Below are 23,538 nucleotides of genomic sequence, written 5' to 3' on the forward strand. Positions count from 1 at the left end.
CTCCGGCTGCCTGCCGCCCACGCTCGCCCATGGCCTCCGGACAGGAGCAGCGGGCGCGATGGGCCGCCACGACCGGACCGGGCCGAAGAGGCCCGTGAGCTCGCCGAGGAGCCGGAGGCCGACCCGCTCCAGGCCCACCTGCGCGACGAGCTCGGCCAGCGCGAACAGACCGCCGCCGAACTGACCGGCGCGGGGGCCGAGACCGCTACGGTGTCCCGGCGGCTGACGAACGAACGGGCGCCACCCCGCTTGCCGCGGGGTGGCGCCCGTGTCGTCGCCGCGTCGGCGCCGCGTCGTGCGCGGTCACCGGCTCCGGTGGTTACAGGATGACCTCGAAGAACGACGTCCAGCCGGTGCCCACCAGGGTGCGGCCGCTCGGGATGAAGTCGTACAGGTCACCGGTCTTGGTGATGCCGACCGCCTCCGCCGCGCCGTCGTTGTTGAAGTCGCTGACGAACGGGTTCCACTCCCCGGGCCAGAAGCCGTTGCCCCAGAAGTAGCGCGGGCCGAAGCTGGTGCTCTGGGCGTCACTGGTGTTCGGGAAGATGTAGAGGTCGCCGCCGTCGGTGCGGCCGATGATGTCGGGCTTGAAGTCGCCGTTGACGTCCGCCACCCGGATGGTGATCCAGTTGGCAGGCCACCAGCCGTTGCCGATGAAGAAGCGGTTGCCGAGGGTGGAGGTGCCGGTGCCGCCGGTACCGGGGTAGACCCAGAGCTCGCCACCGCCGTCGCGGGCGATGACGTCGGTCTTCCCGTCGCCGGTGACGTCGCCGAACGCCAGCGTGGTGTAGCCGCCCCAGCCGGTGCCGATCAGCGTCCGGGCGCCGACCGTGCTGGTGCCGGAGTTGCCGGTCCCCGCGTACAGCCACATGTCGCCCTCGCGGGTGATGCCGATGATGTCGGTGTGGCCGTCGTTGTTGAGGTCGGTGGCGTAGACGCCGGTCCAGTACTCGCGCCACCAACCGTTGCCGGCGAAGTACCGGCCGCCGAAGGTGGACATGCCGGAGCCGCCACTGCCGGGGTAGACCCAGACGTCACCGTTGGCGTCGCGGGTGAGGATGTCGGTCTTGCCGTCCGCGTTGAAGTCGGGGCGGCCCTGGGTGTTGCTGGTCCACTGGCCCTGGCCGACGGCGTTGTAGATCACCAGGACGCCGTGTTCGAGCAGCATCGCGTAGGAGTTGGGCTTGCCGTGAGTGCGGGAGCTCCAGAGCGCCTTGGAGCCGTCGGCGCTGTAGACGACCAGGTTGCCGTCGGCCTGCATCCGGGCGAACGCGTTGGGGTTGCCACCGGTGTTGGAGGCCCAGAAGAGCTTGCCGGCCTTGGTCAGCACGAGGTTGCCGTCGGCCTGCATGGTGAGCTTGGCGGTTCCGGTGGCGTACTCCTGGCCGGAGGTCAGATTGGTACCGGAGGGGATCCGGGCGCCGACCACGCCGTCGATGGCCCAGCCTCCGGAGAACGTCCAGACGACCCCGGCCGAGGCCTGGCCCCACCAGGCGAACAGGGTGTTGTCGGCCTTGCGCGCCCACAGGTCGGGGACGCCGTCGCCGCTGATGTCGCCGACCGAGCCGACGGTGGGCCAGAGCTCCTTGGTGACGCCGTAGCCGACCTTGACGCGGTCCTTGGTGCCCCAGGTGGCCAGGTCGATGACGCCGTTGGCGTCCTTGCTGCCGAAGGTGCGCAGGATGTCGCCGTTGGTCTCGTCGCGCAGCCAGAGGTCCGGGACACCGTCCCCGTTGAGGTCACCGGGGGCGATCACGGTGAACTTGTCCCAGTCGTCACCGCCGACCAGGACCGGGTCGGAGTTGTCCAGGTAGTCGTCGCGCGAACCGTAGTAGGCCCAGAGCAGCTTGCCGTCGCGCACCAGCAGGTCGGGGATCTTGTCGCCGTTGAGGTCCCCGGGCGACAGGATCTGGGCATTGGCGTTCTGCCAGTGGTCGTTGCCGGACGGACAGGTGCCCTCGGGATCGGCGACCGGGCAGTAGACCTTGAGCTCCTGCTTCCTCTTGCCGAAGTTGACGGTCGCGGTGCCCAGGCCGTTGTTGGGGTAGGTCCACAGCTTGCGGCGCTTGTCGACGCTGTCGTACTCCAGGGTGACGAGGTCGTTGTAGCCGTCCTCGCCCCAGTCGCCGGAGTAGGTGATCCGCGGGTCGGTGAAGGACAGGCCGCCGTTGGTGGCGGAGGAGAACTGGCCGTTGCCCTGGCCCGCGTAGGTGAGCAGGGTGCCGTTGGAGTCGACGCTCCAGATGTCCTTGTGGCCGTCGCCGTTGAGGTCGTACGGCTCGTCGCGGTCCTGCGAGCGGCCGGCGTAGAAGAGGTAGGTCGCGGTGTCGGAGCGGTTGCCGGCGGCGTCCTGGCTGAAGGCGTGCACGAAGTGCGGGCCCACGCCGGAGGGCTTGAGCGAGATCTTCGCGGTGCCGCCGGCGGCGGGGGCGTCCACCGTCTTCACCGACTGGTCCCAGTCGGTGAAGTAGCCGTACCGCACGACGTCGTCGACGCCGTTGGAGGCGATGGTGAAGTCACCGGGGTTGCGGGCTTTGCCGGTGCCGGCGGGCCAGCCGTTGTCGCCGTTGGGGAAGGCCGAGGAGTCGATCTTCGGGGCCCTGGCGGGGCGGGTGCGGTCGACGGTGAAGCGGCAGGTGGTGCTCCAGCCGGAGTACTCGCTCTGGTCGTAGGCCCGGACCTGCCAGGTGTAGTCGCCGGTGGGCAGTTCGGCGTCGGGGACGACCAGGGTGGAGACGCGGCCCTTGAGCGCGGGGATCCACTTGTCGGCGACCAGGGAGCCGCCGCGGAAGATCTGGAACTGGGCGGAGAGGTTGCCCGCGTTGGGGTCGTCGACGAGCGCGTAGAGGCTGACCGTGGTGTTGCCGATCAGGCCGCCGGTGGCGCAGTCGGTGCGCGGGTTGGTGCCCAGGCCCGAGGGGGTCAGCGGCGGGTCGTTGTACTTGGTCTCCAGGTACGCCGACTTGGAGTCGAACTTCTTCCAGCCGAAGGTGTCGCCCTCGTTCTCCGCGTACAGGCCGAGGGTGATGTTGGGGTCACCGGCGGCGGCGACCCGCTGCATCTTCCAGGTGACGTCCCATTCGAGGTTCCCGCCCGGGCAGCTGCCGGAGTTCCAGCCCTTGGCGTCGTTGACGGTCCCCAGCCAGTCGATCTTGCCGGGCTGCTTCTCCCAGGTGGTGTCCTTGTCGATGCCGCCGGTGTGCCACAGCTGGACCGGGCGGGCCTGGCAGGACCAGGACCAGACGTTGTTGATCCGGAAGGTGGAGCTGATCACCTTGCGGCCCTTGATGTTGCTGGTGTCCAGCTGGAAGAACGACCGGGACAGGCCGTTGGTCTCGTTCTCGTAGCCGACCCGGGCCACCTCGTTGGCGTTCCAGAAGCTCATCCTCGGGTACTTCTTGTAGACCCGGGTCCAGTTCTGGCGCCCGCCCCACGCCCAGGACGGGTCGATGTACACCGGGTACTTGGTGTCCGCGGCCGTCAGCAGCGCCTGGTCCGGCGTGATCTGCAGGGTGTTGCCGCTGACCGAGGTCGGCATGACCGCGTCCTTGGCACCGACTGGCTGCTCGAACCCGGCCGCCGGGTCACCCGCACCGCCGCCGACCGCCGGGGCGAAGCCCTCCGCGCCCGGGGCGGCGGCGGACCTGGCGGGCCCGGTGGCGGGCGGGGCGCTGCTGATGGTGGTGGAGTCCCACATCATCGGCGGGGGGCTGGTGAACACCGGACGCCCCGCCGGGTCGGTGGCCCGCACCGCGCCGGTGGCCGCGTCGGTGGCCACCGTCACCCCGACCGTCGACATCGTGTACTTCAGCGTCGCCAGCTCCGGGTTGGCCGCCGCCTGCGCGGTCTTGACGACCACCAGCTGGGAGAAGCCCTCGACCTCCGCCTTCAGCTGCACGTCGACACCCGGCAGCACCTCGGCGTAGGTGGCGACATTGCCGGCCAGGGTGGGCTTGGGCAGCGGCTTCGGCCAGGACAGCGACAGCGTGCGCCCGTCCTTCACACCGGTCAGCAGCGGGCCGGTGCCGCCGCCGGAGAACGCCACGGTCACCGACGCGGCCTTCGGCCTGACCGAACCGTCGGCCGCGAACTGCAGCGTCGGGTCGGTGGCCACCCAGGCGCCGCCGCGCAGCACGCGCACCGGGGTCCCGTAGTGACGCACCGAGAAGGTGCCGTCGGGGTTGGCCCAGGTGTCCGAGCGCTCGGTCCGGGCGGTGACGAGCTCGGCGGGGGCGTTGGTGGACTTGGCCTGCTGGAGGGCCTTCTCCTCGGGGCTGACCGAACCGTCGTCGTCGGACGGGTTCACGGCGACGCCGGGAGCAGCCGGGGCGGTCGGGGCGGTCGGGCCGGCCGGCAGGGCTCGGGCGACGGAGGGCGGCACGACGGCGAGGCCGACCGTGAGCCCTCCCACCAGGCCCAGGGCTATCGCCCCGGTCGGACGCAAACCACTGCGCCCGTTCCTACGGGAAAGGATGGTCACACTGCTTCCTTCACGATGAGTGCTTTTACCGAAAGCGGTAGGACTCTATACCCCGCCGCGAAGCACCCCCTCGGCTCTTTCACATCGCCTTCATCTTCGTGATGCAAAGTCAACTTCACTCCACTCCAGCCGCACTGACGGCCAGATGGGGAACGCACCACGGATCCTGACGAATGATCGCACACGGGACATTACGCCCATCATTTTCCCAGGTGAGCCCAAGAAATCCGCGGTGAGGCCTTGTTAGCCTTCGTCGACTCATTCAGAATCATCGGAGGGACGAGTGAGGCATTTCGTCGTCCGTTGGCTGGCGACCGCAGTCGTGGCCACGGCATTGACATCGGCGCTGCCAGGTGCAGCGTCAGCCGCTGAGAAGAGCGGCAGGGGGCCGGATCTGCCGGCCCTTCAGCAGATCCGGCCGGTGCCCGTGAAGACGGCACCGGTCGGCGGGGAAAAGCGGGCCGGTCTGGCCTCGACCGCCACGGAGAAGACCCCCGAGACGGTATGGCCCGGCCCCGGTGCGATATCCGTCGAATCGGCATCCGGTTCGGACAAGTCGCTTGCGGCAAACGTTGATTCGCGCGCGAAGGCACTACTTTCGGGACAGCCGAAGAGCGTCGAGGTCACCGTCGCCGACCGGCAGCACACCCGTGCCGCCGGAATCGACGGCGTGCTGTTCTCGCTCACGGCGGCGGACCGGGCGCCCGAGGGCGACAAGGTCAAGGTCACGCTCGACTACTCGGCCTTCGCCAAGGCCTACGGCGGTGACTGGGCGTCACGACTGAGGCTGGTCCGGCTCCCCGAGTGCGCCCTCACCACCCCGGACAGCCCGGAGTGCCGTACGCCGGTCCCGCTGGAGTCGGTCAACGAGCCCGCCAGGGGCGCCGTCTCGGCGAGCGTGGACGCCCCCGCCGCCCGGCCGGCCGAGGCGAAGGGCTTCTCGCTCGCCGCCGCCTCCGCCCCGGCCGGTGGCGCGACGGTGCTCGCGGCGCTCGCCGACGCCGCCGGTCCCACCGGCGACTACAAGGCCACCCAGCTCCAGGCCTCCGGCTCCTGGTCGGCCGGCGGCTCCACCGGAACCTTCACCTGGGCCTACCCGATGGCGGCGCCCCCGGTGCCCGGCGGCCTGCAGCCCGCCGTCTCGCTCGGCTACTCCTCGCAGGCCGTCGACGGGCGCAGCAGCGCCTCCAACAACCAGGCCGGCTGGCTGGGTGACGGCTGGTCGTACGAGCCGGGCTTCATCGAGCGGCGCTACAAGCCGTGCGACGACGACAAGACCGGCGGCACCAACACCGCCAAGGTCGGCGACCTGTGCTGGTTCAACGACAACGCCGTCCTCAACCTCGGCGGCAAGAACACCGAGCTGGTGTACGAGGCCGGCAAGGGTTGGCACCCGGCCGCGGACAGCGGCGAGAAGGTCGAGAAGCTGACCGGCGCCGCCAACGGCGACAACGACGGCGAGCACTGGAAGATCACCTCGACCGACGGCACCCAGTACTTCTTCGGTCTGAACCGCCTGCCGGGCTTCCAGCCGGGATCGGCGGAGACCAGGTCGACCTGGACGGTGCCGGTGTTCGGCAACCAGTCCGGCGAGCCCTGCTACAACGCGTCCTTCGCCAATGCCTGGTGCCAGCAGGCCTGGCGCTGGCAGCTGGACTACGTGGTCGACGCGCGCGGCAACGCGATGGCGTACTACTGGAACACCGAGACCAACAACTACGCCCGCAACTGGAGCACGACGACCGGCAAGGGCACCGCGACCCCGTACGTGCGCGGCGGCTGGCTCGACCGTGTCGAGTACGGCCTGCGCGCGGACACCGTGTACTCCGCCAAGCCGATGGGCGTCGTCAAGTTCGACGTCGACGAGCGCTGCCTGGCCGACTGCGGCACCTTCGACGAGGCCCACGCCAAGAACTGGCCGGACGTCCCGTTCGACCTGTACTGCGCGGACGGCGCGGACTGCAAGTCCAACGCCTCCCCCACCTTCTGGTCCCGCAAGCGCCTGGTCACCGTCACCGCCAGGGCCCTGACCGGCGGCACCCACAAGGACGTCGACAGCTGGAGCCTGAAGCAGGGCTTCCCGCCCTCCGGTGACGGCCTCTCCACCCCGATGTGGCTCTCCTCCGTCACCCGCACCGGCTGGACCGGCGGCAAGCTGGAGCTGCCCCCGGTCACCTTCGACGGCGAGCAGATGGCCAACCGGGTCGACCGGACCGGCGACGGCCTCGCGCCCTTCGTCCGGCTGCGGATGTCGCAGATCACCAGCGAGACCGGCGGCACCACCGGCGTCTACTACTCCCAGCCCGGCTGCACCGCGACCAGCCTGCCGGCCGCGAACGGCTCGAACACCAGCCGCTGCTACCCCGTCAAACGACGCGAGGGCAGCACGGTGAAGGACGACTGGTTCAACAGCTACGTGGTCGAGAAGGTCGTCGAGGGCGACAACCTCGCCGAGACCCCGGACAAGGTCACCGAGTACTCCTACCCCGACGGCGCCGCCTGGGCGATGAACGAGGACGAGCTCACCAACGCCGACGAGCGCACCTTCTCCGTCGCCCGCGGCTACGGCCGCGTCCAGACCCGTACCGGCGCGGGCTACGACGCCCGGACCCTCACCGAGACCCGCTACTTCCGCGGCATCGACGGGGCGGCGGTCAAGGACTCGGCCGGCGAGGCCGTCACCGACCGTCCCGAGTTCGCCGGCCAGCTGCGCGAGCGGGCCGTCTACAACGGGGACGGCGGCGCGCTGGTCTCGGCGACCTCGTACACGCCGTGGATCTCCACCGCCACCGCGACCCGCAACCGCGCCGGGCTGCCGGCGCTCACCGCCCGCTTCAGCGGCGTCCAGAAGGAGCAGACCCGCACCGCGGTCACCGGCGGCGAGCGCCGCACCTCGCTGTCGCGCACCTTCGACGAGTACGGCCTGCTGTCCACCCTCAGCGAGCTCGGCGACGAGTCCAAGAGCGGTGACGAGCGGTGCACCACGACGACGTACGCCCGCAACACGGGCACCTGGACGCTGAACAAGCCGAGCCGGGTGGAGCTCGTCGGCGCGGCCTGCGGCTCGCCGGTCAACCGGCCGGCGGACGTCATCACCGACACCCAGACCCTCTACGACAACACCACCACCGTCGGCGCCGCGCCCACCGCCGGCCTGGCCACCGAGAGCCGCGGCATCAACGGGGCGGGCAACGGCTACGACACCCTCTCCCGCACCGGCTACGACGCCTACGGCCGCGTCGTCTCGGCCACCGACACCTACGGCAGGACCACGACGACCGCCTACACCCCGGCCGCCGGGGAGGTCGCGGCCTCCTCCGTGGTCACCAACCCGCTCGGCCACACGACCACCACCGGCTACGAGCCGCTGCGCGGCCAGGCGCTGACGATCTCGGACCCCAACGCCAAGGTGACCACCAGCCGCTTCGACGCGCTCGGCCGGCTCACCGGCGTCTGGCTGCCCACCCGCTCGGCCGCCACCTACCCCGACTCGCCGAACTACGGGTTCGACTACCAGGTGCGCAACAACGGCCCGGTCGTGGTGACCACCCGCACCCTGCAGTTCGACTCCACCTACGAGACCTCGTACGCGATCTACGACGGCCTGATGCGCTCCCGCCAGACCCAGCGCACCTCGCCCGACCGCACGGGACGCCTCGTCACCGAGCAGTTCTACGACAGCCGCGGCCTGGCCTGGCGCGACTCCGGCTCGTACTACGCCGACGGCGCCGCCGAGGGCGTGCTGGTGACCGGGCAGGAGCTGAAGTACCCGTCCTCGACCGACACCCTCTACGACGGCGCCGCCCGGCCGACCGCCGTCATCGGCAAGCGGTTCGGCGACGAGACCAAGCGCACCACGACCACCTACCACGGTGACGGCATCACGGTCGTCCCGCCCAAGGGCGGCACCGCCAAGACCAACCTCGCCGACGCCCGCGGCAACGTGGTCGAGATGAAGGAGTACACCAACGAGGAGCGCACCGCGAGCCAGTCGGTGCTCTACCGCTACGACAAGCGCGGCCAGGTCGTCGAGATGACCGACCCGGTCGGCAACGTCTGGCGCTACGGCTACGACAGCCGCGGCCGGCAGGTCCGGGTCGAGGACCCGGACAAGGGCACCTCCGAGCTGACCGTCGACGTCGGCGGCCGTGTCACCGACGTGAAGGACGCCCGCGGCGTGGTGCTGCACACCGACTACGACGCGCTCGGCCGCACCACCGCCGTCAAGCAGGGTGCCACCAAGCTCGCCGAGTGGACGTACGACACCGCGGCCAAGGGCAAGCCCGACACCAGCACCCGCTACGTGAACGGCGCCGCCTACGTCTCGGCGGTGACCTCGTACAACGCCCTCTACCAGCCGGTCAACACCCAGCTGACCGTCCCGTCCGCGGAGGGCCAGCTCGCCAACACCTACAAGTGGACGACGTCCTACTACCCCAACACCGGCCAGCCGATGTGGACCCAGCAGCCCGCGCTCGGCGGACTGCCGGCGGAGCGGGTCGTCCACTCCTACACCCCGACCACCGGACTGCCCGTCAGCACGTACGCCGGCGGCGCCCCGATCGTCTCGGTCAGCACCTACGACCACTACGGCCGGACCCTGCGCGACGAGTACGGCGCGTTCGGTTCGCACCTGTGGGCCTCGTACGAGTACGACGAGCACACCGGTAGCCTGCTGCGCGCCGTGAGCGACCGCGAGGCCGCCCCGCAGCGCATCGACGACACCCACTACACCTACGACGCCGTCGGCAACGTGACCAGCACCTCGACCCGTTCCGGTCAGGACGCGCCGGTCGCGACCGACACCCAGTGCGTCATCACCGACTCGCTGCGCCGGATCACCCAGGCCTGGACCGCGACCGACAACTGCGCCGCCGCGCCGTCGGCGAGCACGGTCGGCGGCCCGGACGCCTACTGGACCAGCTTCGGCTACGACGGCGTCGGCAACCGCCGCAGCGAGACCCGGCACGGCCTCGGCGGCGCCGCGGACACCGTGCGCACCTACACCCCGGTCCAGGGCAAGCCCAACGCCCTCGCCGAGGTCACCCAGACCGGCCCCGGCGGCACCGTCAAGGAGAGCTACTCCTACGACGTCACCGGCAACACCACCGGCCGCACGATCGGCTCCGCCCCCGCCCAGACCCTGGAGTGGGACCAGCAGGGCCACCTGGCCAAGCTGACCGGCACCGGGACGGACAACACGTACGTCTACGACGCCGACGGCAACCGCCTGGTCCGCAGGGACTCCACCGGCACCACGCTCTACCTGCCCGGCGGCAACGAGCTGAAGCTCGCGCCCGGCGCCACCACGCCGGTCGGCACCCGCTACTACAGCCACGGCGGCAGGACCGCGGCCGTGCGCACCGCGGGCAAGCTGTCCTTCGTGCTCGCGGACCAGCACGGCACCGCGACCGTCCACGTCGACTCGGCCACCCAGGCCGTCACCCGGCGCAAGACGACCCTGTTCGGCGCCGAGCGCGGCACCGCACCCGGCAGCGGCTGGCTCGGCGACCACGGCTTCCTGGGCGGCACCCGGGACGGCGACACCGGCCTCACCCACCTCGGGGCCCGCGAGTACGACCCCAACACCGGCCGGTTCATCAGCGTCGACCCGCAGATGGACACCACCGCCTCCCAGGAGATGGGCGCCTACACCTACGCCAACAACAACCCGCTGACCACCAGCGACCCGTCCGGCGAGGCGCTGCCCGAGTGCTACTCCGGCCAGTACACCTGCACCAACAAGGGCACCCAGCCGGTCGACTACGGCAGCAACTACCTCAACATCACCCGCAACGAGGGCGGCACCCCGGCCCCCGAGTACTGCGCCACCCACGACTGCTCCCCGCCGCCGCCGACCCCGCCGACGCCGCGCAGCAACTCCAAGGGCAACCTGACCAAGGACGAGCGCAAGGCGCGGGCCAACCACCTCGGCGACCAGGACCAGAAGAAGGTCGAGTACCGGGCGGTGACGGAGGAGCAGCGCAAGGAGATGAACCGCTCCTTCAGCTTCACTATGAACGACGCGGAGCTGTCGCTCTGCTGGGACAACAAGTCCGACTGCACCGTCTACGTCGCCGAGAGCATGTGGGCCATGAGGGAGAACCAGTACAAGGAAGGCGGCCAGGGCGGAGCCGAGGCGAACGCCTACCGGCACGTGCTGTGGCAGGCGAGTCTCACCGCGCGGCTCGGCCGGGAGAAGGCGGAGAAGTGGGCGGCCGCCCACGAGGCCTACTACCCGCCGGAGGAGGAGACGGACCACCGGGTCGACCTGCTGAACAACGAGTTCGCCCAGGCACTCGGTGAACGCGCGGCCCGCGAGGCGAACGGCAACAAGGCCGTGACCGTCCTCCTCATCAAACGCGGTGCCCGCGAGTACCTGGAGTCCGACTCGTACGCCCGCAAGAGCGACCTGGAGTAGCATCCGCCGCGGTGGACCACACCGCCGCTTGTTCGACCGGGGTGCCCGCCGGAAACGCCACGAGGCCGGCCCGGCGGGCACCTCCCTTCGCCCGAGATTCCCCGGAGACTTCGTTCATGACCGCATCACTCACGCCGCGCCGGGACGACCCGGGACCCACCGCCTGGCGGCTGCGCATCTGGGGGCGGCTGATCTGCGCGGGCCTGGCCGTCGGGGGCGGCTGGGGCGCCGTGATCACCGTCCTCGGTTACAGCTTCGTGCTCATCCCGATCGGCGCCGTGCTGGGAGCCGCCGTGACCACCTCCATCGCCATCCTGACGGCGATGCTGCTGGCCTGGCTCCCCGACCGCGCCGCGCTCAGCTCCTGGAGCGCGCCGCTCACCGGTGCGGCCCTCGCCTGCGCCGCGCAGTTCTACATCATCGGCATCGTCATCGACGAGCCGCAGGCCTTCCTGGACCCGCGGATCGCGGCGATCACGGCGACCACCGCCGCACTGGTCGCGGCCGGCTTCCTCTGGGCCGTGCGCGGCGCCCGCCGCTGAGGGCCCGGTCCGGCGATCGGGCGCCGTCACCACGCAGGTCGACGGCCCAACGGCGACTACGCCCTCGGCCGTTGGTCGGGCTGGATGGACACCGAGGCCCCGGGGGCGGCCGGCCCGATCGACCCGGCCACCACCCTGGCGGTGGCCGGCATCCGAACCGGCTCCGGACGTGCCGCCGCCCCCGACGAGCGTCTTTCGTCGGGGGCGGCGCACACCTCGGCGGGCACCCGGCGGGGAAGCACGCCCGGCACGCGCCGACGCCGGCCGCCACCGTCCGCTACGGCTCGCCGGTGAGGTCGCGGACCAGGGTGCTGCTGACCTGGGGCAGCTCGCCGTACTCGGGGTCGTCGCCGTCGACCGGGAGCTGATGGATCACGGCCGCGATGCGGGGCGGCAGCCGCACGTCGAGGCCGTGGTGGCAGCGGGCCAGTATGTCGGCGAGCACCCTGGTCGGCAGCAGGGCGCGCGGGGCGTCCAGCACCCGCTGCGGGGGGCGGGGCAGGGTGGCCATCGCCTCCGCCTGCTGGCGCCAGACCTCGGCGTCCAGGAACTCCCCCAGGCTGCGGTGCAGCAGGCTCAGGAAGGACGCCGCGGTGTAGGAGCCGCCGCCGGCCGCGAACTGCCACCAGAACTGGGCGCCGTCGCGGTGGTCCGCGACGTACAGCAGCGCGCCGAGCACCAGGGCGCCCTCGGGCTGGATCCGCTCACCGTTGACCAGCAGGCTCAGGGAGGCCGCGGCGGAGGGCATCGCCAGGACCAGGGAGGCGGCGAGGTCGAGTTCGTGGGCCGCCTGCTTGTGCTCGGAGGACATCGGGCTCGGAGCGGTCAGCAGCCGTTCCCAGGAGACCCCGGCACCCCCCGGCTGCGGCCGCGGGGCCCTTGCGGGCGTGTGGACGCCGGTCGCGTTCGGGTGCAGGGCCCGGTCGTGCTCGGTGCTCACCGACCCTCCCCGCGCCGGCCGCCGAGCGCCGCGGCCAGCCGGTCGAGGGCCTGGCGCACGGTCGAGCGGACGCTGGCCTCGGTCGTCCCCAGGTAGCTGGCGATCTGGTCGTCCGGCAGGCCGAGCAGGTAGCGCAGCACGATCACGTCGTGGCGCCGCTCGGACAGCCGGCGCAGCGCGGCGTACAGCTGTTCGTGGCTGCCCTCGGTCTCCAGCAGGTGCTGCGCCCGCTCGGCGGCGGTCCGCACCGACTGGACCCACCCGGGGACGTGCGTCTGGGTGGGCAGCGGCTCGCCGTTCATCATCAGCTCCGCCAGACAGGCCCCGATCTCCTCCTTGAGGATCGCCCAGGCGTGGAAGGGCGGGATCTGCTCGCGCAGGATGCGGGGCCACTCCTGCCACACCCGGGCCTTGGCGATCTCCACCACCGTGTGCGCGACGGCGTCGTCGCGCAGACGCGCGCGGGCGAACCCGGTCCAGGCCCTGCCGTGCGTGTCGCAGAACGCGTCGAACGTCAGGCGGTCCCGGTCGCCGACCACCCAGTCGCTCTCGGTCAAGTCCCAATCCTCCCCTGCGGCACCCCGGCCGGACGGCGCCCGGTGCGGGCCGCCGGCCTCGGGTGAAACCCTACGGGCCTTCGCGGTGACAGCGGGAACTCGCTTCCCCGGTAGGCACATTAAGGCGTATTGGGTGGCGAGATGTTAAATCGCAACAAGAGGTTTGAAGATCAGACATATGGTGAGGCGACCGCGGGGCGAACGTCGCGCGAACATACCCGGAGCGAACCGCTGCGCGACCCGATTCGGTTATCCTGCTCCACACTTGTGGCACCGTCGACGCCCCGTGCGGGGGCGCTCCGACGACCTGGCAGGGGGAGCGCATGACCGACGGCACGGCCCGGACCGACGACGTGGAGGTCAGCCTCGACATCCATCTGGCGCACTCCGCGCGGATGTACGACTACTACCTCGGCGGAACGACCAACTTCCCCGCCGACCGGGAGGCCGCCGGCCGGGCGCTGGCGGTCTTCCCCTACGCCCGCTCCGCCGCCCGCGCCAACCGCGCCTTCATGCGCCGCTCGACCCGGCTGCTCGCCGAGGCCGGCATCCGCCAGTTCCTCGACATCGGCACCGGCATCCCGACCTCTCCGAACCTGCACGAGGTCGCGCAGGCGGTCTCGCCGGACGCCAAGGTCGTGTACGCCGACAACGACCCGATCGTGCTGCTGCACGCCCAGGCCCTGCTGCGCGGCACCGAGCAGGGCGTCACCGCCTACGTCCAGGCGGACGTGCGCGAGCCCGGCGCGCTGCTGGACTCGGCCCGGGAGGTCCTGGACTTCACCCGGCCGATAGCGCTCAGCATGAACGCCCTGCTGCACTTCGTCCCGTCCGAGGCCCACCGGATCACCGAGGGCCTCAAGGAGCAGCTGCCCGGCGGCTCGGCGCTGGTGATCAGCCACCTCACCCAGGACTTCGCGGCCGAGGAGACCGAGCGGCTGATCCAGGTCTACACGGCGGCCGGCACCGCGGTCGCGGCCCTGACCCGGAACGAGTTCGGCGAGTTCTTCACCGGCTGGGACCTCATGACGCCGGGTGTCGTCGCCACCCAGCGCTGGCACCCGACGCCCGAGGACGAGGCCGAGCCCGTCACGGACGCCGAGGCCTCCTGCTACGGGGCCGTCGCGATACGCCCCTGAGCCGCGCTCCCCCGACTGCCGCGCTTCCCCGGCCATCGCGGTGCTCAGCCCGCCGCGGGCGCGGGGGTGGGATCAGCGGTGGGTGTCGGCCCAGGCGCGGATCCGGTCCGCGATCGCCCCGGAGTCCCGGACCCAGCGGAAGTGGTCCGGCCGCCGGCCCGCGTCACCGGTGTGGTGGTCCCGGTCCAGCCGGGCGGACGGGATCTTCGCGCAGAGCCGGTCCACGGCCGGCACCGGAGCCAGGTCGTCGCCCGCCACCGAGAGCGCCAGCACCGGCAGGCTGAGCTCCGCCAGCAGGGTCTCGTAGTCCCGGTCGGCCCCGGCGGGCTCGAACCGGCCGGTGCGGCAGATCCGGGCCCAGTCGCGCATCAGGACCGCCGACTGGCGCCCGGCGAAGCCCAGCCGGTCCCCCGGCCAGTGGCCGACCGCGGCGGCCACCGCCGCGGTGAGGTGGGTGGCGGCCAGGACGCGCGGGCCGTGCAGGCCGGGGAAGCCGCGGCGGTCGACCGAGCCCGTCGCGACCAGCGCCACACCGGCGACCGCCTCCGGGTGGGCCGCCGCGTGCAGCAGCGAGACCTGCCCGCCGAGGCTGTGGCCGACCGAGTACACCGGCAGCGCGCCGAACCGGGTGCGGGCGGCACGCAGCACGGCGGGCCAGTCGAGGGTGGCGAGTTCGTGGTAGCCGTGCCGCGCCGAGCGGTCGGCCCGGGGCCCGCTCGCGCCCTGCCCGCGCAGGTCGGCGCAGACCACGCCGAATCCGGTGCGGGCGAGTTCGGCGCAGAACGCCTCGTAGTGGGCGGCCCGCACGCCGAGCGCGGGCCACAGCACGGCCACCGCGCTCGGCGCCCGGTCGGGCACGGTGACGGTCGCGGCCAGGATGGCGGGCCGGCCGGGGACCGGGACCGTCAGCCGCTCGACCGTGGTCATCCGGCGGCTCCGAGCAGCATGTGCTCCAGCCGGGACTGCCGGGTCTCGTGCGACCAGCTCTCGGCGGTGGCCAGCCGCTCCTGCGGGGTGGTGTCCAGCAGCAGCCGGTCCTGCCAGACCTGGTACCCGGCGGCCAGGGCCGCGTGCTCCTCCATCCCCCGCTGGAAGAGCGTCTCGCGGCGCATCAGCATCTCCTGCATCGGCAGCCGCCGCCACAGCTCGTAGCCGCGGCCGATCACGTCGAGCAGCCGCTGCCGCTCCCCCGGGTGCTCGGTCAGCAGCCGGCGGATCACGGCGCTGCCCACGGTGAGGTGGCGGATCTCGTCGACGTTGGCGGCCCGTTCGATCAGCGCGGCGGCCGGGTCGAAGCAGCGCCACTTGCGTTCGCTCAGCTCCGCCGCCGGGGCGAGCACACCCTCCACCAGCACGGTGAGCACCAGGACACCGCCGTAGAAGTCCGCGTTGTCGCGGAGCACGCCGAGGCCGAACTCCTCCAGCGGGTCGAGCACGGCCGCGCCGTCCGCTCCGGCGACCCGCTGGACGGTGGCGGCGAGTTCGCCGGCCGGCACGCCGAGGCGCAGCAGGTGGTCGCGGAAGGCGCGGGAGTGCCGGGCCTCGTCGATGAGCTGGGTGGAGAAGAACTCCAGGCAGCTCTCGTCGGGGGCGTGGAAGACCAGCTGGGTCAGCGCCCTGGTCGCCTTGGACTCGGCGAGGTGGCGGAAGGCGAACTCCGCGACCAGGGCGTCGCGCAGCGGCCCGGGGGTGAGCACCGCGGGGGTCGGCCCGGGGTCGGGGACGGTGCCGTCGCGCAGCTGGCGCAGCATGCCGCCGGCGACGTGGTCGAACCAGTACCGCAGGTCGCACTGCTCCGGGGTGAGTTCGAGGTCGCGGGCGCCTTCGAGGACGCCGGGGGCGGACCTGAGGTCGACCTCCGCGGGGAGGTCCGGGATCGTTTCGGTGGTCATGGTGGCTCCAGGTCAGGTCAGCATGAGGAGAGTTGACTTCGCGTCAGATGGCGCGGGTGGCCCGCATCAGGTTCCACACCGCGGTGGGTGAGACGCCGCCCTCGAAGGCCGCGTACTCCGGTTCGATCACCTGCGGGTCCCACTTGAGCTTGAAGGCCTCCTGGCTGCGCGCCGGGTAGACCGCCCGGCCGTGCTCCGCCAGCAGGCGAACGACGCGGGCCAGGGTGCGGCCGGCCGCCGGGGGGTCGTGCTCGGCCGCGAGGCCGGCGAACGGGGTGAGGCCGAGGTGCAGCCAGCCGGCGCCCTCGGACTGGAACCGGGTGAGCGCGGTGAGGTTGATCAGCTCGACCGTGCCCACCGGGCTGTCGGGCCGGCGCCGGGTGAGGTCGTAGAGCCAGCCGGGGCGGGCGCCGTACGCCGGGGAGTAGCTGATGTACCCGAGGGTGCGCCCCTCGCGCCGGGCGACGAAGGTGCGCCGCCAGGGCGCTCCGGGGCCGCCCCGTTCGCCGATCAGGAACCGCAGTTCCTTGACGTGCCGCCCCTTGTCCCGCAGCCAGGCGGCGTCGATGGCGGACAGCTCCGGGTCCTCGCCCTCGCCCTGGGCCAGCTCGGTGACGGTCACGCCCTCCCGGCGGGCCCGGGCGGTGTTCTGCCGGACCTTGGCGAGCGCCCGGCCCCGGGTGGTGAAGGCGCCCAGGTCGATCGCGTAGGTGCTGCCGATCTGGTTCACGGCGAAGCCCTGTCCGGCGTACAACGGGATGTCGACGGCCCGGAGTTGGGCGACGGTCAGCCGGGCCGGGACGGCCGCCCGGAACTCGGCGAGCAGCGCCGCCCGGTGCTGCGGCGGCGCGTACGGGCCGCCGAACTGGATGGCGTGCCGGCCTCGGAGGGTGTAGGCGATGAGGCCCCGGTCGCCGCCGCCGTGGTGGTGCCGGGTGCCGGAGTTCAGGGCGAGGAAGCCGCTGGGGTGGTCGGCGTGGCGGCGCAGGGTCTCGGCAGCGTCGGCCCGGGGGACGGCCGGGGTGGTCACACCCGCTCCTTCGGCCTGGACGGCCGGTCGAACCTCCGGGGGCTGCCGGCGAGTTGATCGTCGAACTCGACGAAGGCCGGGTGCGGGGAGGGCTCGAACGGCACGCTGAACGGCTTGAGGAAGTTGCCGAGCAGCCCGCGGTCGCCGCAGAGGTGGAGCGGGATGGCGAGCAGGGCCCACTCCGGCTCGACCAGCCAGGCCCAGAGCGCGGCGACGGCGCCGGCGGTGAGGGCGCTGTGCATGGTGTTGTACAGCACGTAGTAGGCGCGGTGGATCCGTCCGCCCTTGGCCCGGTGGTGGGCGAGCGCCCCGGGCAGGTAGCCGATGAGGTCGATGTAGCCGAACAGCGCGAGGGCGGGCAGCCAGCGCACCTCGTCCCAGTGGTAGAGCAGCAGCCCGGCGCAGATCAGCAGGCCGGTGAGGTACTCCGCGCGCAGCAGCCGGTAGGTGACCCGCGACTCGAAGCGGTTGGCGGCGTCCATCAGGCCTCCGTCCGGGCCGGACCGGCGCCGAGCAGGCCCTCCAGGATGCCCAGGATGTTCTCCCGCAGCACCCGTTCGGCGACCGGGTCGATGATGCCGGCCAAGCTGGGGAGTCCGAAGTCGAACTCGGCGCTGAAGCGGACCGCGCAGCCCTCGCCCTCCTCCCGCACCTGCCACTGGCCGGTGAAGGTGTCGAAGTCCCCGGTGGTCTGCTCGAAGGAGATCAGCCGGCGCGCGTCGTCGAAGGTGTCGGCCTCCGACCAGCTGAGCACGCCGTTGCGGAAGTCCACCTCCCAGTCGCTGTGCAGCGGTTCGGTCCGCGGCCCGGGGTGGACGGTCACCTGCCGGACGGCCTCGACGAGCGAGGGGTAGCGGGCGAAGTCACCGATCCGGGCGTACGCGTCGTCGGGTGCCACGCTGTCGTAGCGGACGTCCAGGTCCACGGTTCTCATGGGTCGTCACCTTCACTTCTCTGGGGAGGGCTACCGCGCGGAGGACTACTGCACGGAGGACTACTGCGCGGAGGGGCGGGACGGGTCGGGCAGCCGGGTGGCGAGCGCGCGGGCGGCGGCGGTGACGGCGGCCTCCAGCCGCTCCAGCTCGTGCTCCTCCAGCACGGCGGGCGGGGTGAAGCGGGCCACCGTGTGGGCGTTCAGGGAGTGGTTGACCACCACCCCCTGGTCCAGCAGTTCGAGGATGAACTCCCCCACCAGGCCGGCGTCGTGGAACTCGACGCCGATCAGCAGCCCGCGGCCGCGGATGTCGGCGACCAGGTGCGGGCAGTGCTCGCCGAGCACCCGGGTCAGCATGGTGAGCAGCCGGCCGCCGAGCGTGTGCGAGCGGCCGACCAGGTCCTCCTCCTCGATCAGTTCGACCGCGGCACGGGCGGCGGCCATCGCGATCGGGGCGGCGGAGAAGGTCGAGGTGTGCAGGAAGGGGTCGCGGTCGAAGGCGGCGAACGCCGCGGGGGTGGCGATGGCGGCCGCGACCGGGACGACGCCGCCGCTGAGCGCCTTGCCGACCAGCAGGACGTCGGGCACGACCTGCTCGCGGTCGGCGCCCCACATGGTGCCGAGCCGGCCCAGGCCGGTCATCACCTCGTCCAGGACGAGGAAGGCGCCGGTCCGGCGGCACAGCCGCTCGACCTGCTTGAGGTAGCCGTCCGGCGGGATCACCACGCCCGCCTCGCCCTGCACCGGTTCGAGGATCACGCAGGCATCGGAGGCGTCCGGGCCGAGGGCTGCGGCCAGCGCGTCGATGTCGCCGTACGGGACGTGGGCGGTGTCCGGCAGCAGCGGCCGGAACGGGTCCTGGTAGAGCGGCTTCGCGGTGGCGGAGAGGGCGCCGAGCGTCTTGCCGTGGAAGCCGTCGACCATCGAGACCAGCCTCCGGTGGCCGGCGCTGCGGGCCAACTTGATGCCGGTCTCCACCGCCTCGGCGCCGGAGCCGCAGAAGTGCACCCGCTCCAGGCCGGGCGGTGCGACCCGGGCCAGGGCGGCGGCGGCGTGGGCGGCGGAGGGCTCCAGCAGCAGCCGGGTGGACAGCGGATGGGTGCGCAGCTGGTGCTCGACGGCGGCGACCACCTTCGGGTGGCAGGCGCCGGCCAGGAAGACGCCGTAGCCGCCGCAGTTGAGGTACGCGCGGCCGTCCGTGGTGCGGACCACGGAGCCGGAGGAGGACGCCTCGACCTGGCCGCCGAACATCTCGCCGAGCTTGCCGCGGCCCCGGCTGAGGTGGGCCCGGTAGAGCGCGGCGATGCCGGCCGGGTCGTGCGGGGCCGGTGCCGTGGTTTCGAGCGCCTGGGTCACTGCCCGGGTCCTTCCTGGGGTCGGGGGGGGTGGCGACGTGCGCCCGGCCGGTCGACGGGGGATGCGCCGACCGGGCGCACGTGCCGATCTGGGTCAGGACAGCAGCAGCGGCTGTCCCGCGTGGTGGTCCAGCAGGGCCTGTGCGCTGCTGGACCGGGAGGGCGGGTGGAAGGCCAGGGCCCGGCTGACCGCGAGCAGGTAGCCGACCTCCGAGGAGCCGATGTAGGCCATGCCGCCGAGCAGTTCGGCGGCCCGGTCGGCGGCCTCGACCAGCAGGTCCTGGGCGGCGTAGCGGGCGGTGAGCACGGCGGCCAGCTCGTCGTGGCCGACCTCGCCGGACTCGGCGGCCCGGGCCTGGTTCTCCACCACCGCGATGGCGGCCTCCAGCTTGGTGGCCAGGGCCGCCCGGTCGGTGGTGCTGCCCCGGCCCTCGTCCAGCGCCCGCTCGACCAGCCGGGCGACCGCGCCGGTGTAGGCCGCGGTCACCAGCAGCTCGAACCAGACGAAGCCGACGGTCTGCAGGGTGTCGAGTCCGCCGCCCAGCTCCTGCTTGGGCTTGAGCATCAGCTCGGGTGCCACCTCGACGTCCACCAGCCGGACCTCGTCGCTCTCGGCCCCGGCCAGGAAGCCGCTGGACCAGAACGGGTGCCGGGTGATCCCGGGCGAGGTGGCCGGGATCAGCGCGACGCCCAGTTCGGTGCCGCCGTCCGGCAGCGGGACCGCCACGCTCGCGGTGAGCAGGTCCATCGAACGGGACAGGCTGCACGGCTTCTTGGCGCCGGTGACCAGGTAGCCGGCCTCGACCTGACGGGCCGTCATGGTCGCGCTGAGGATGCCCTGTCCGGCGCGCCCCTCGGCGAAGCCGGAGGCCACCAGCAGCCGGTCCCGGGCGATGCCCTCGATCAGCAGCCACTCCAGACCGGTCGCGTCCGCCGAACCGAGCAGCGCGACCAGGCTGGCCACCGAGAAGTTGTGCATGGTCGCGGCCACCGCGAGCGAGGGCGACAGCGCCCCGATCGCCCGGGTCGCCCGGACCGCCTCCAGCGGGCCGGCGCCGCCGCCGCTGTAGTCGGTCGGCACCAGCAGGCCCGGGCCGCCGGCCCGGCGGAAGGCGTCCAGGCCGGGGCTCTCGGCCGACTCCAGGACCTCCAGCGGGACGTCGGCGAGCGCGTCGCGCAGTCCGGGCAGGAACGTGTCGCAGGCCTCGCGGGCCAGCTCCATCGAGCGGATCATTCGGCCGCCTCCCGGGCCGGAACGAGCGCCTCGAACGCGGCCTCGACCGGCCGGATCCCGTCGGCCACGCTGACACCCTGCAGGCGCGAGGTGCGCAGGATCGGGAAGTTGGCCTCGCCGCCGGGCCCGCCGGTCAGGCCGTTGCCGCCGTGGGTGGGCAGCAGCGGCAGGAAGCCGATGTGCGAGTCGTTCACCTTGATCAGGCCTCCGTTGGTGACGCCGGCGACGAACCGGTCCACCACCCGCGCGTCCCGGGCCCAGAGCGAGTTGCGCAGCCCGTAGGCATTGGCGTTGGTGAACTCGATGACGGACTCCAGCAGTTCGTCGTCCGGGGCGTCCTCGGGGACGACCACGGGCAGCAACGGGAAGAAGGTCTCGTGCCGGACGGCGTCCAGGTCGTTCGCCGCCTTCAGCCCGTCCACCCGCAGCAGGGTGGGTTCCAGGAACAGCCCGATCGGGTCGGGCCGGCCGTCGACGTCCACCCGCTCGCCGCCGCACAGCAGTCGGGCGCCGCCGGCCACGGCCTGCTCCAGCACCTCGAAGAAGGAGTCGGCGCGCAGCACCGGCGAGAGCAGCACCCCCTCGTCCTCGGGGAAGCCGGGCCGGATCTCGGCCACCCGGGCCCGCAGCCGTTCGATCAGCCGGTCGGCGATCCGCGGGTGGACCACCGCGCGGTTGGGCACCATGCAGATCTGGCCGGAGCCGTAGAAGGCCTCGGCGAGCGCCTCGGCGGCCAGGTCCGGGTCGGCGTCGTGCCAGACCACGGCGGTGTCGTTGCCGGCCAGCTCCAGCACCGGCTTCTTGCCGCGGGCCACGCACTCGGCGCCGAACGCGATGCCCTTCTCGCTGCCGCCGAAGTACATGATGTCGTCGACCAGGGGGCTGTCCAGCCAGTGCCGCAGGGTCTGCCGGGCGTCGGCGCAGACCGCGTTGAGCACTCCGGCCGGCGCGCCGACGCGCTCCAGCGCGGGGACCACCAGCCGGTGCAGCGCGTGCAGCACGCCGAGCGGCGCGCTCACCGGCGCCCGGACCACCAGGGCGTTGCCGGCGGCCAGGGCCCAGACCCCGAGCATCGAGTTGGCCACCGAGGCGTTCTGCGGCGGGTTGAGGCAGACCACGCCGTCCGCGACCCGTCGGACGGTCATCCGGCGGGGCCCGATGACGGCCTGGTGCTCCATCTGGCCCCGGCACCACTCCCGGGTCTCCTCGCCGGTGTTGGCCAGCCAGCCGGTCAGCTCCCAGCGGGCCAGCGTGCGCGGGTGGCCCTCGGCGACCATCAGGTCGACGATCTCGTCGAAGTGCTCCACGACCAGGGCGCGGAACTCCTCGACCAGCCGCATCCGGGCGGCCAGCGGGAAGGCCCGCCACTCGCGGGCCGCCGTCGAGGCGGCGACCAGCGCGGCGTCCAGGTCGTGGCCGTCGGCGAGCGAGCAGCGGCCCACCACCTGCTCGGGGGCGTCGGCCGGGGCGATCCGGCCCTTCTCCAGGCCGCGCTTGAGCGCCAGCGACCCGAAGAAGTCGCGCACCATCGCGGAGGACCGCAGGGTGTACACCCAGTCGGTGCCAGGGCGGTCCTGCCCCGCGATGTAGGAACCGTAACTCAGCATCGCGTCACTCCTGTTCTTCGTCGCTTTTTTCTTCGTCGCTATTTCCGTCGACTCCGGCCGCGGCAGGACTGTGCCGGACAACCGTGGACTCCCTGCGCGGGGGGCCTCCGGACGCTCCGGTCCGGGCGGGCCGCGGGGACACCGCGCCGTTCGGATCGGGAGGCCGATTCCTCCAGAACGATCCGTCTCGTCCTACGGTAGAGTCTGCCTGTCCCCCCGTCAACAACCCGCATGTCAGGGAGGTTTGCGTGAACCGACAGTGGTCGGTCGAGGAAAGCATGCTGATCGGGGCCCGCCCCGAAGTGGTCTACCGGGCCGTCAGCGACATCCGCCGGATGGGTGAGTGGAGCCCCGAGTGCAAGGCGGTGCTGGCCCGGCGCGGGCCGGCCGCCGCGGGCTCGCCGTTCATCGGGTTCAACCGGCGCGGCGTGGCGGTGTGGTTCACCACCTGCCGGGTCACCCGGGCCGAGGAGGGCCGGGAGTTCGCCTTCCGGGTCGGCGTATTCGGCCTGCCGGTGGCCAGTTGGGGGTACCGGTTCGAGCCGGCCCCGGACGGCGGCACGACGGTCACCGAGTACTGGCGGGACTTGAGGAAGGGGCCCGGCGCCCGGCTCACCGAGCTGCTCGGGCTGGTCTTCACCGCCACCCGCCCGATCGACCGGGCGCGGATCAACCGCCAGGGCATGCGCACCACGCTGGAGCGGCTCAAGCGCGCGGTCGAGCGCGGCTAGGAGGGTTCCGGGAACGGGCCGCGCCGTACTGGACGGCGCGGCCCGGGTGTCACTCGGAGCGCAGGTAGGGCGAGTTCAGCGTGCCGTCGACCAGCCGCTCGACGTCCGCCTCGGAGAAGGTCTCGTCGAAGAACAGGCAGCGGAACAGCATCACGCCCGCCCAGCTGTCGAGCACCAGCGAGACGTCCGTGTCCGGCGGCAGGTCGCCGCGCTCGATCGCCCGCTCCAGGGCCTGCGTCGAGCGGTTCTTGCGCTCGCCGACGAGGTTGTCCCGCAGCACGTTCTCGAACTCGGAGCTGGCCGCCGTGTCGGCGATCAGACCGGGCAGCACCGCACGGACCTCACGCAGGCCGAACAGCCTGGCCAGCGTGTTGGCCGCGGCGAGCATCTCCGCCCGGCTGTCGCCCAGGTCGGCCGTCGGCACCTCGGGGAAGGAGTCGCGCAGGGCGTCCAGCACCAGCGACGGCTTGTTGGGCCAGGTGCGGTAGATCGTCGCCTTGCCGACCCCGGCGTTGGCGGCCACCCCGCCGATCGTCAGCTTGGCGTAGCCCTGGGCGACGAGCATCTGGTGGGTGACGGACAGGATCCGCCGACGCGCCTCCAGGTCCCGCATGGCCGCCCCGGAGGCGCCGTCCACGCGTGTCAGCGTGCGCTTGGTACCCACTGCTTCTCAATC

The 23,538-nt window shown here is 72.4% G+C and carries 17 protein-coding genes; 4 read left to right on the top strand and 13 right to left on the bottom strand.

Features of this window, described 5'->3' with window-relative positions:
- Positions 1–319: 319 nt before the first annotated feature.
- Positions 320–4,480, bottom strand: a complete 4,161-nt coding sequence (locus ACFVVU_RS27115) for an FG-GAP-like repeat-containing protein (protein ID WP_387792794.1) — start codon at positions 4,478–4,480, stop codon at positions 320–322.
- A gap of 405 nt (positions 4,481–4,885) precedes the next feature.
- On the bottom strand, positions 4,886–5,167 hold the full coding sequence (locus ACFVVU_RS27120; RefSeq protein WP_387792796.1) for a hypothetical protein: 282 nt from the start codon (positions 5,165–5,167) through the stop codon (positions 4,886–4,888).
- Here ACFVVU_RS27120 and ACFVVU_RS27125 point away from each other — a divergent pair.
- Both ACFVVU_RS27125 and ACFVVU_RS27130 read left to right on the top strand, forming a co-directional pair.
- Complete coding sequence (locus ACFVVU_RS27125; protein WP_387792798.1) at positions 5,151–10,901, top strand: RHS repeat domain-containing protein; 5,751 nt, start codon at positions 5,151–5,153, stop codon at positions 10,899–10,901. The genes ACFVVU_RS27120 and ACFVVU_RS27125 overlap by 17 nt on opposite strands.
- A 116-nt stretch (positions 10,902–11,017) precedes the next feature.
- A complete protein-coding gene (locus ACFVVU_RS27130; protein ID WP_387792800.1) occupies positions 11,018–11,443 on the top strand; it encodes a hypothetical protein in 426 nt (141 codons plus the stop codon).
- Between the two features lie 277 nt (positions 11,444–11,720).
- Here ACFVVU_RS27130 and ACFVVU_RS27135 read toward each other — a convergent pair whose 3' ends face one another.
- Together ACFVVU_RS27135 and ACFVVU_RS27140 are read right to left on the bottom strand one after the other, a co-directional pair.
- Entirely contained in the window at positions 11,721–12,383 is a 663-nt protein-coding gene (locus ACFVVU_RS27135) for a hypothetical protein (protein WP_380684953.1), read from the bottom strand.
- Positions 12,380–12,940: an RNA polymerase sigma factor gene (locus ACFVVU_RS27140; RefSeq protein ID WP_380684954.1), complete on the bottom strand. Its 561-nt coding sequence runs from the start codon at positions 12,938–12,940 to the stop codon at positions 12,380–12,382. The genes ACFVVU_RS27135 and ACFVVU_RS27140 overlap by 4 nt, the downstream gene beginning before the upstream one ends.
- Positions 12,941–13,263: 323 nt before the next feature.
- On the opposite strand from ACFVVU_RS27140, the gene ACFVVU_RS27145 reads away from it, so the two are divergent.
- Positions 13,264–14,079 (top strand): SAM-dependent methyltransferase, encoded by an 816-nt coding sequence (locus tag ACFVVU_RS27145; protein WP_387792803.1) that lies wholly within the window; start codon positions 13,264–13,266, stop codon positions 14,077–14,079.
- A gap of 72 nt (positions 14,080–14,151) precedes the next feature.
- Here ACFVVU_RS27145 and ACFVVU_RS27150 read toward each other — a convergent pair whose 3' ends face one another.
- The 8 genes from ACFVVU_RS27150 to ACFVVU_RS27185 form a co-directional block, all read right to left on the bottom strand.
- Positions 14,152–15,006: an alpha/beta fold hydrolase gene (locus ACFVVU_RS27150; RefSeq protein ID WP_387792805.1), complete on the bottom strand. Its 855-nt coding sequence runs from the start codon at positions 15,004–15,006 to the stop codon at positions 14,152–14,154.
- Positions 15,003–15,971: a VlmB-like protein gene (locus tag ACFVVU_RS27155; RefSeq protein WP_387792807.1), complete on the bottom strand. Its 969-nt coding sequence runs from the start codon at positions 15,969–15,971 to the stop codon at positions 15,003–15,005. Before ACFVVU_RS27155 ends, ACFVVU_RS27150 begins: the two co-directional genes overlap by 4 nt.
- A gap of 43 nt (positions 15,972–16,014) precedes the next feature.
- Positions 16,015–17,001, bottom strand: a complete 987-nt coding sequence (locus tag ACFVVU_RS27160; protein ID WP_387792808.1) for a bifunctional lysylphosphatidylglycerol flippase/synthetase MprF — start codon at positions 16,999–17,001, stop codon at positions 16,015–16,017.
- A complete protein-coding gene (locus tag ACFVVU_RS27165) occupies positions 16,998–17,483 on the bottom strand; it encodes a hypothetical protein (protein ID WP_387792810.1) in 486 nt (161 codons plus the stop codon). Before ACFVVU_RS27165 ends, ACFVVU_RS27160 begins: the two co-directional genes overlap by 4 nt.
- On the bottom strand, positions 17,483–17,935 hold the full coding sequence (locus ACFVVU_RS27170; protein ID WP_387792812.1) for a type II toxin-antitoxin system RatA family toxin: 453 nt from the start codon (positions 17,933–17,935) through the stop codon (positions 17,483–17,485). The genes ACFVVU_RS27165 and ACFVVU_RS27170 overlap by 1 nt, the downstream gene beginning before the upstream one ends.
- A gap of 60 nt (positions 17,936–17,995) precedes the next feature.
- Positions 17,996–19,291: an aspartate aminotransferase family protein gene (locus ACFVVU_RS27175; RefSeq protein ID WP_380684961.1), complete on the bottom strand. Its 1,296-nt coding sequence runs from the start codon at positions 19,289–19,291 to the stop codon at positions 17,996–17,998.
- A 93-nt stretch (positions 19,292–19,384) separates the two neighbouring features.
- Positions 19,385–20,524: an acyl-CoA dehydrogenase family protein gene (locus tag ACFVVU_RS27180; RefSeq protein WP_380684962.1), complete on the bottom strand. Its 1,140-nt coding sequence runs from the start codon at positions 20,522–20,524 to the stop codon at positions 19,385–19,387.
- Positions 20,521–22,131 (bottom strand): aldehyde dehydrogenase family protein, encoded by a 1,611-nt coding sequence (locus tag ACFVVU_RS27185; RefSeq protein WP_380684963.1) that lies wholly within the window; start codon positions 22,129–22,131, stop codon positions 20,521–20,523. Before ACFVVU_RS27185 ends, ACFVVU_RS27180 begins: the two co-directional genes overlap by 4 nt.
- Before the next feature lie 248 nt (positions 22,132–22,379).
- On the opposite strand from ACFVVU_RS27185, the gene ACFVVU_RS27190 reads away from it, so the two are divergent.
- The gene (locus tag ACFVVU_RS27190; protein WP_380684964.1) at positions 22,380–22,862 is read left to right on the top strand and encodes an SRPBCC family protein; all 483 of its coding nucleotides are present in this window, start codon (positions 22,380–22,382) and stop codon (positions 22,860–22,862) included.
- 49 nt (positions 22,863–22,911) lie between these two features.
- Here the strand turns inward: ACFVVU_RS27190 and ACFVVU_RS27195 are convergent, their stop codons facing one another.
- On the bottom strand, positions 22,912–23,499 hold the full coding sequence (locus ACFVVU_RS27195; protein ID WP_355363277.1) for a TetR/AcrR family transcriptional regulator: 588 nt from the start codon (positions 23,497–23,499) through the stop codon (positions 22,912–22,914).
- Positions 23,500–23,538 lie beyond the last annotated feature (39 nt).

Origin of the sequence: Kitasatospora sp. NPDC057965, assembly GCF_042887135.1 — a bacterium.
Classification (GTDB): domain Bacteria; phylum Actinomycetota; class Actinomycetes; order Streptomycetales; family Streptomycetaceae; genus Kitasatospora.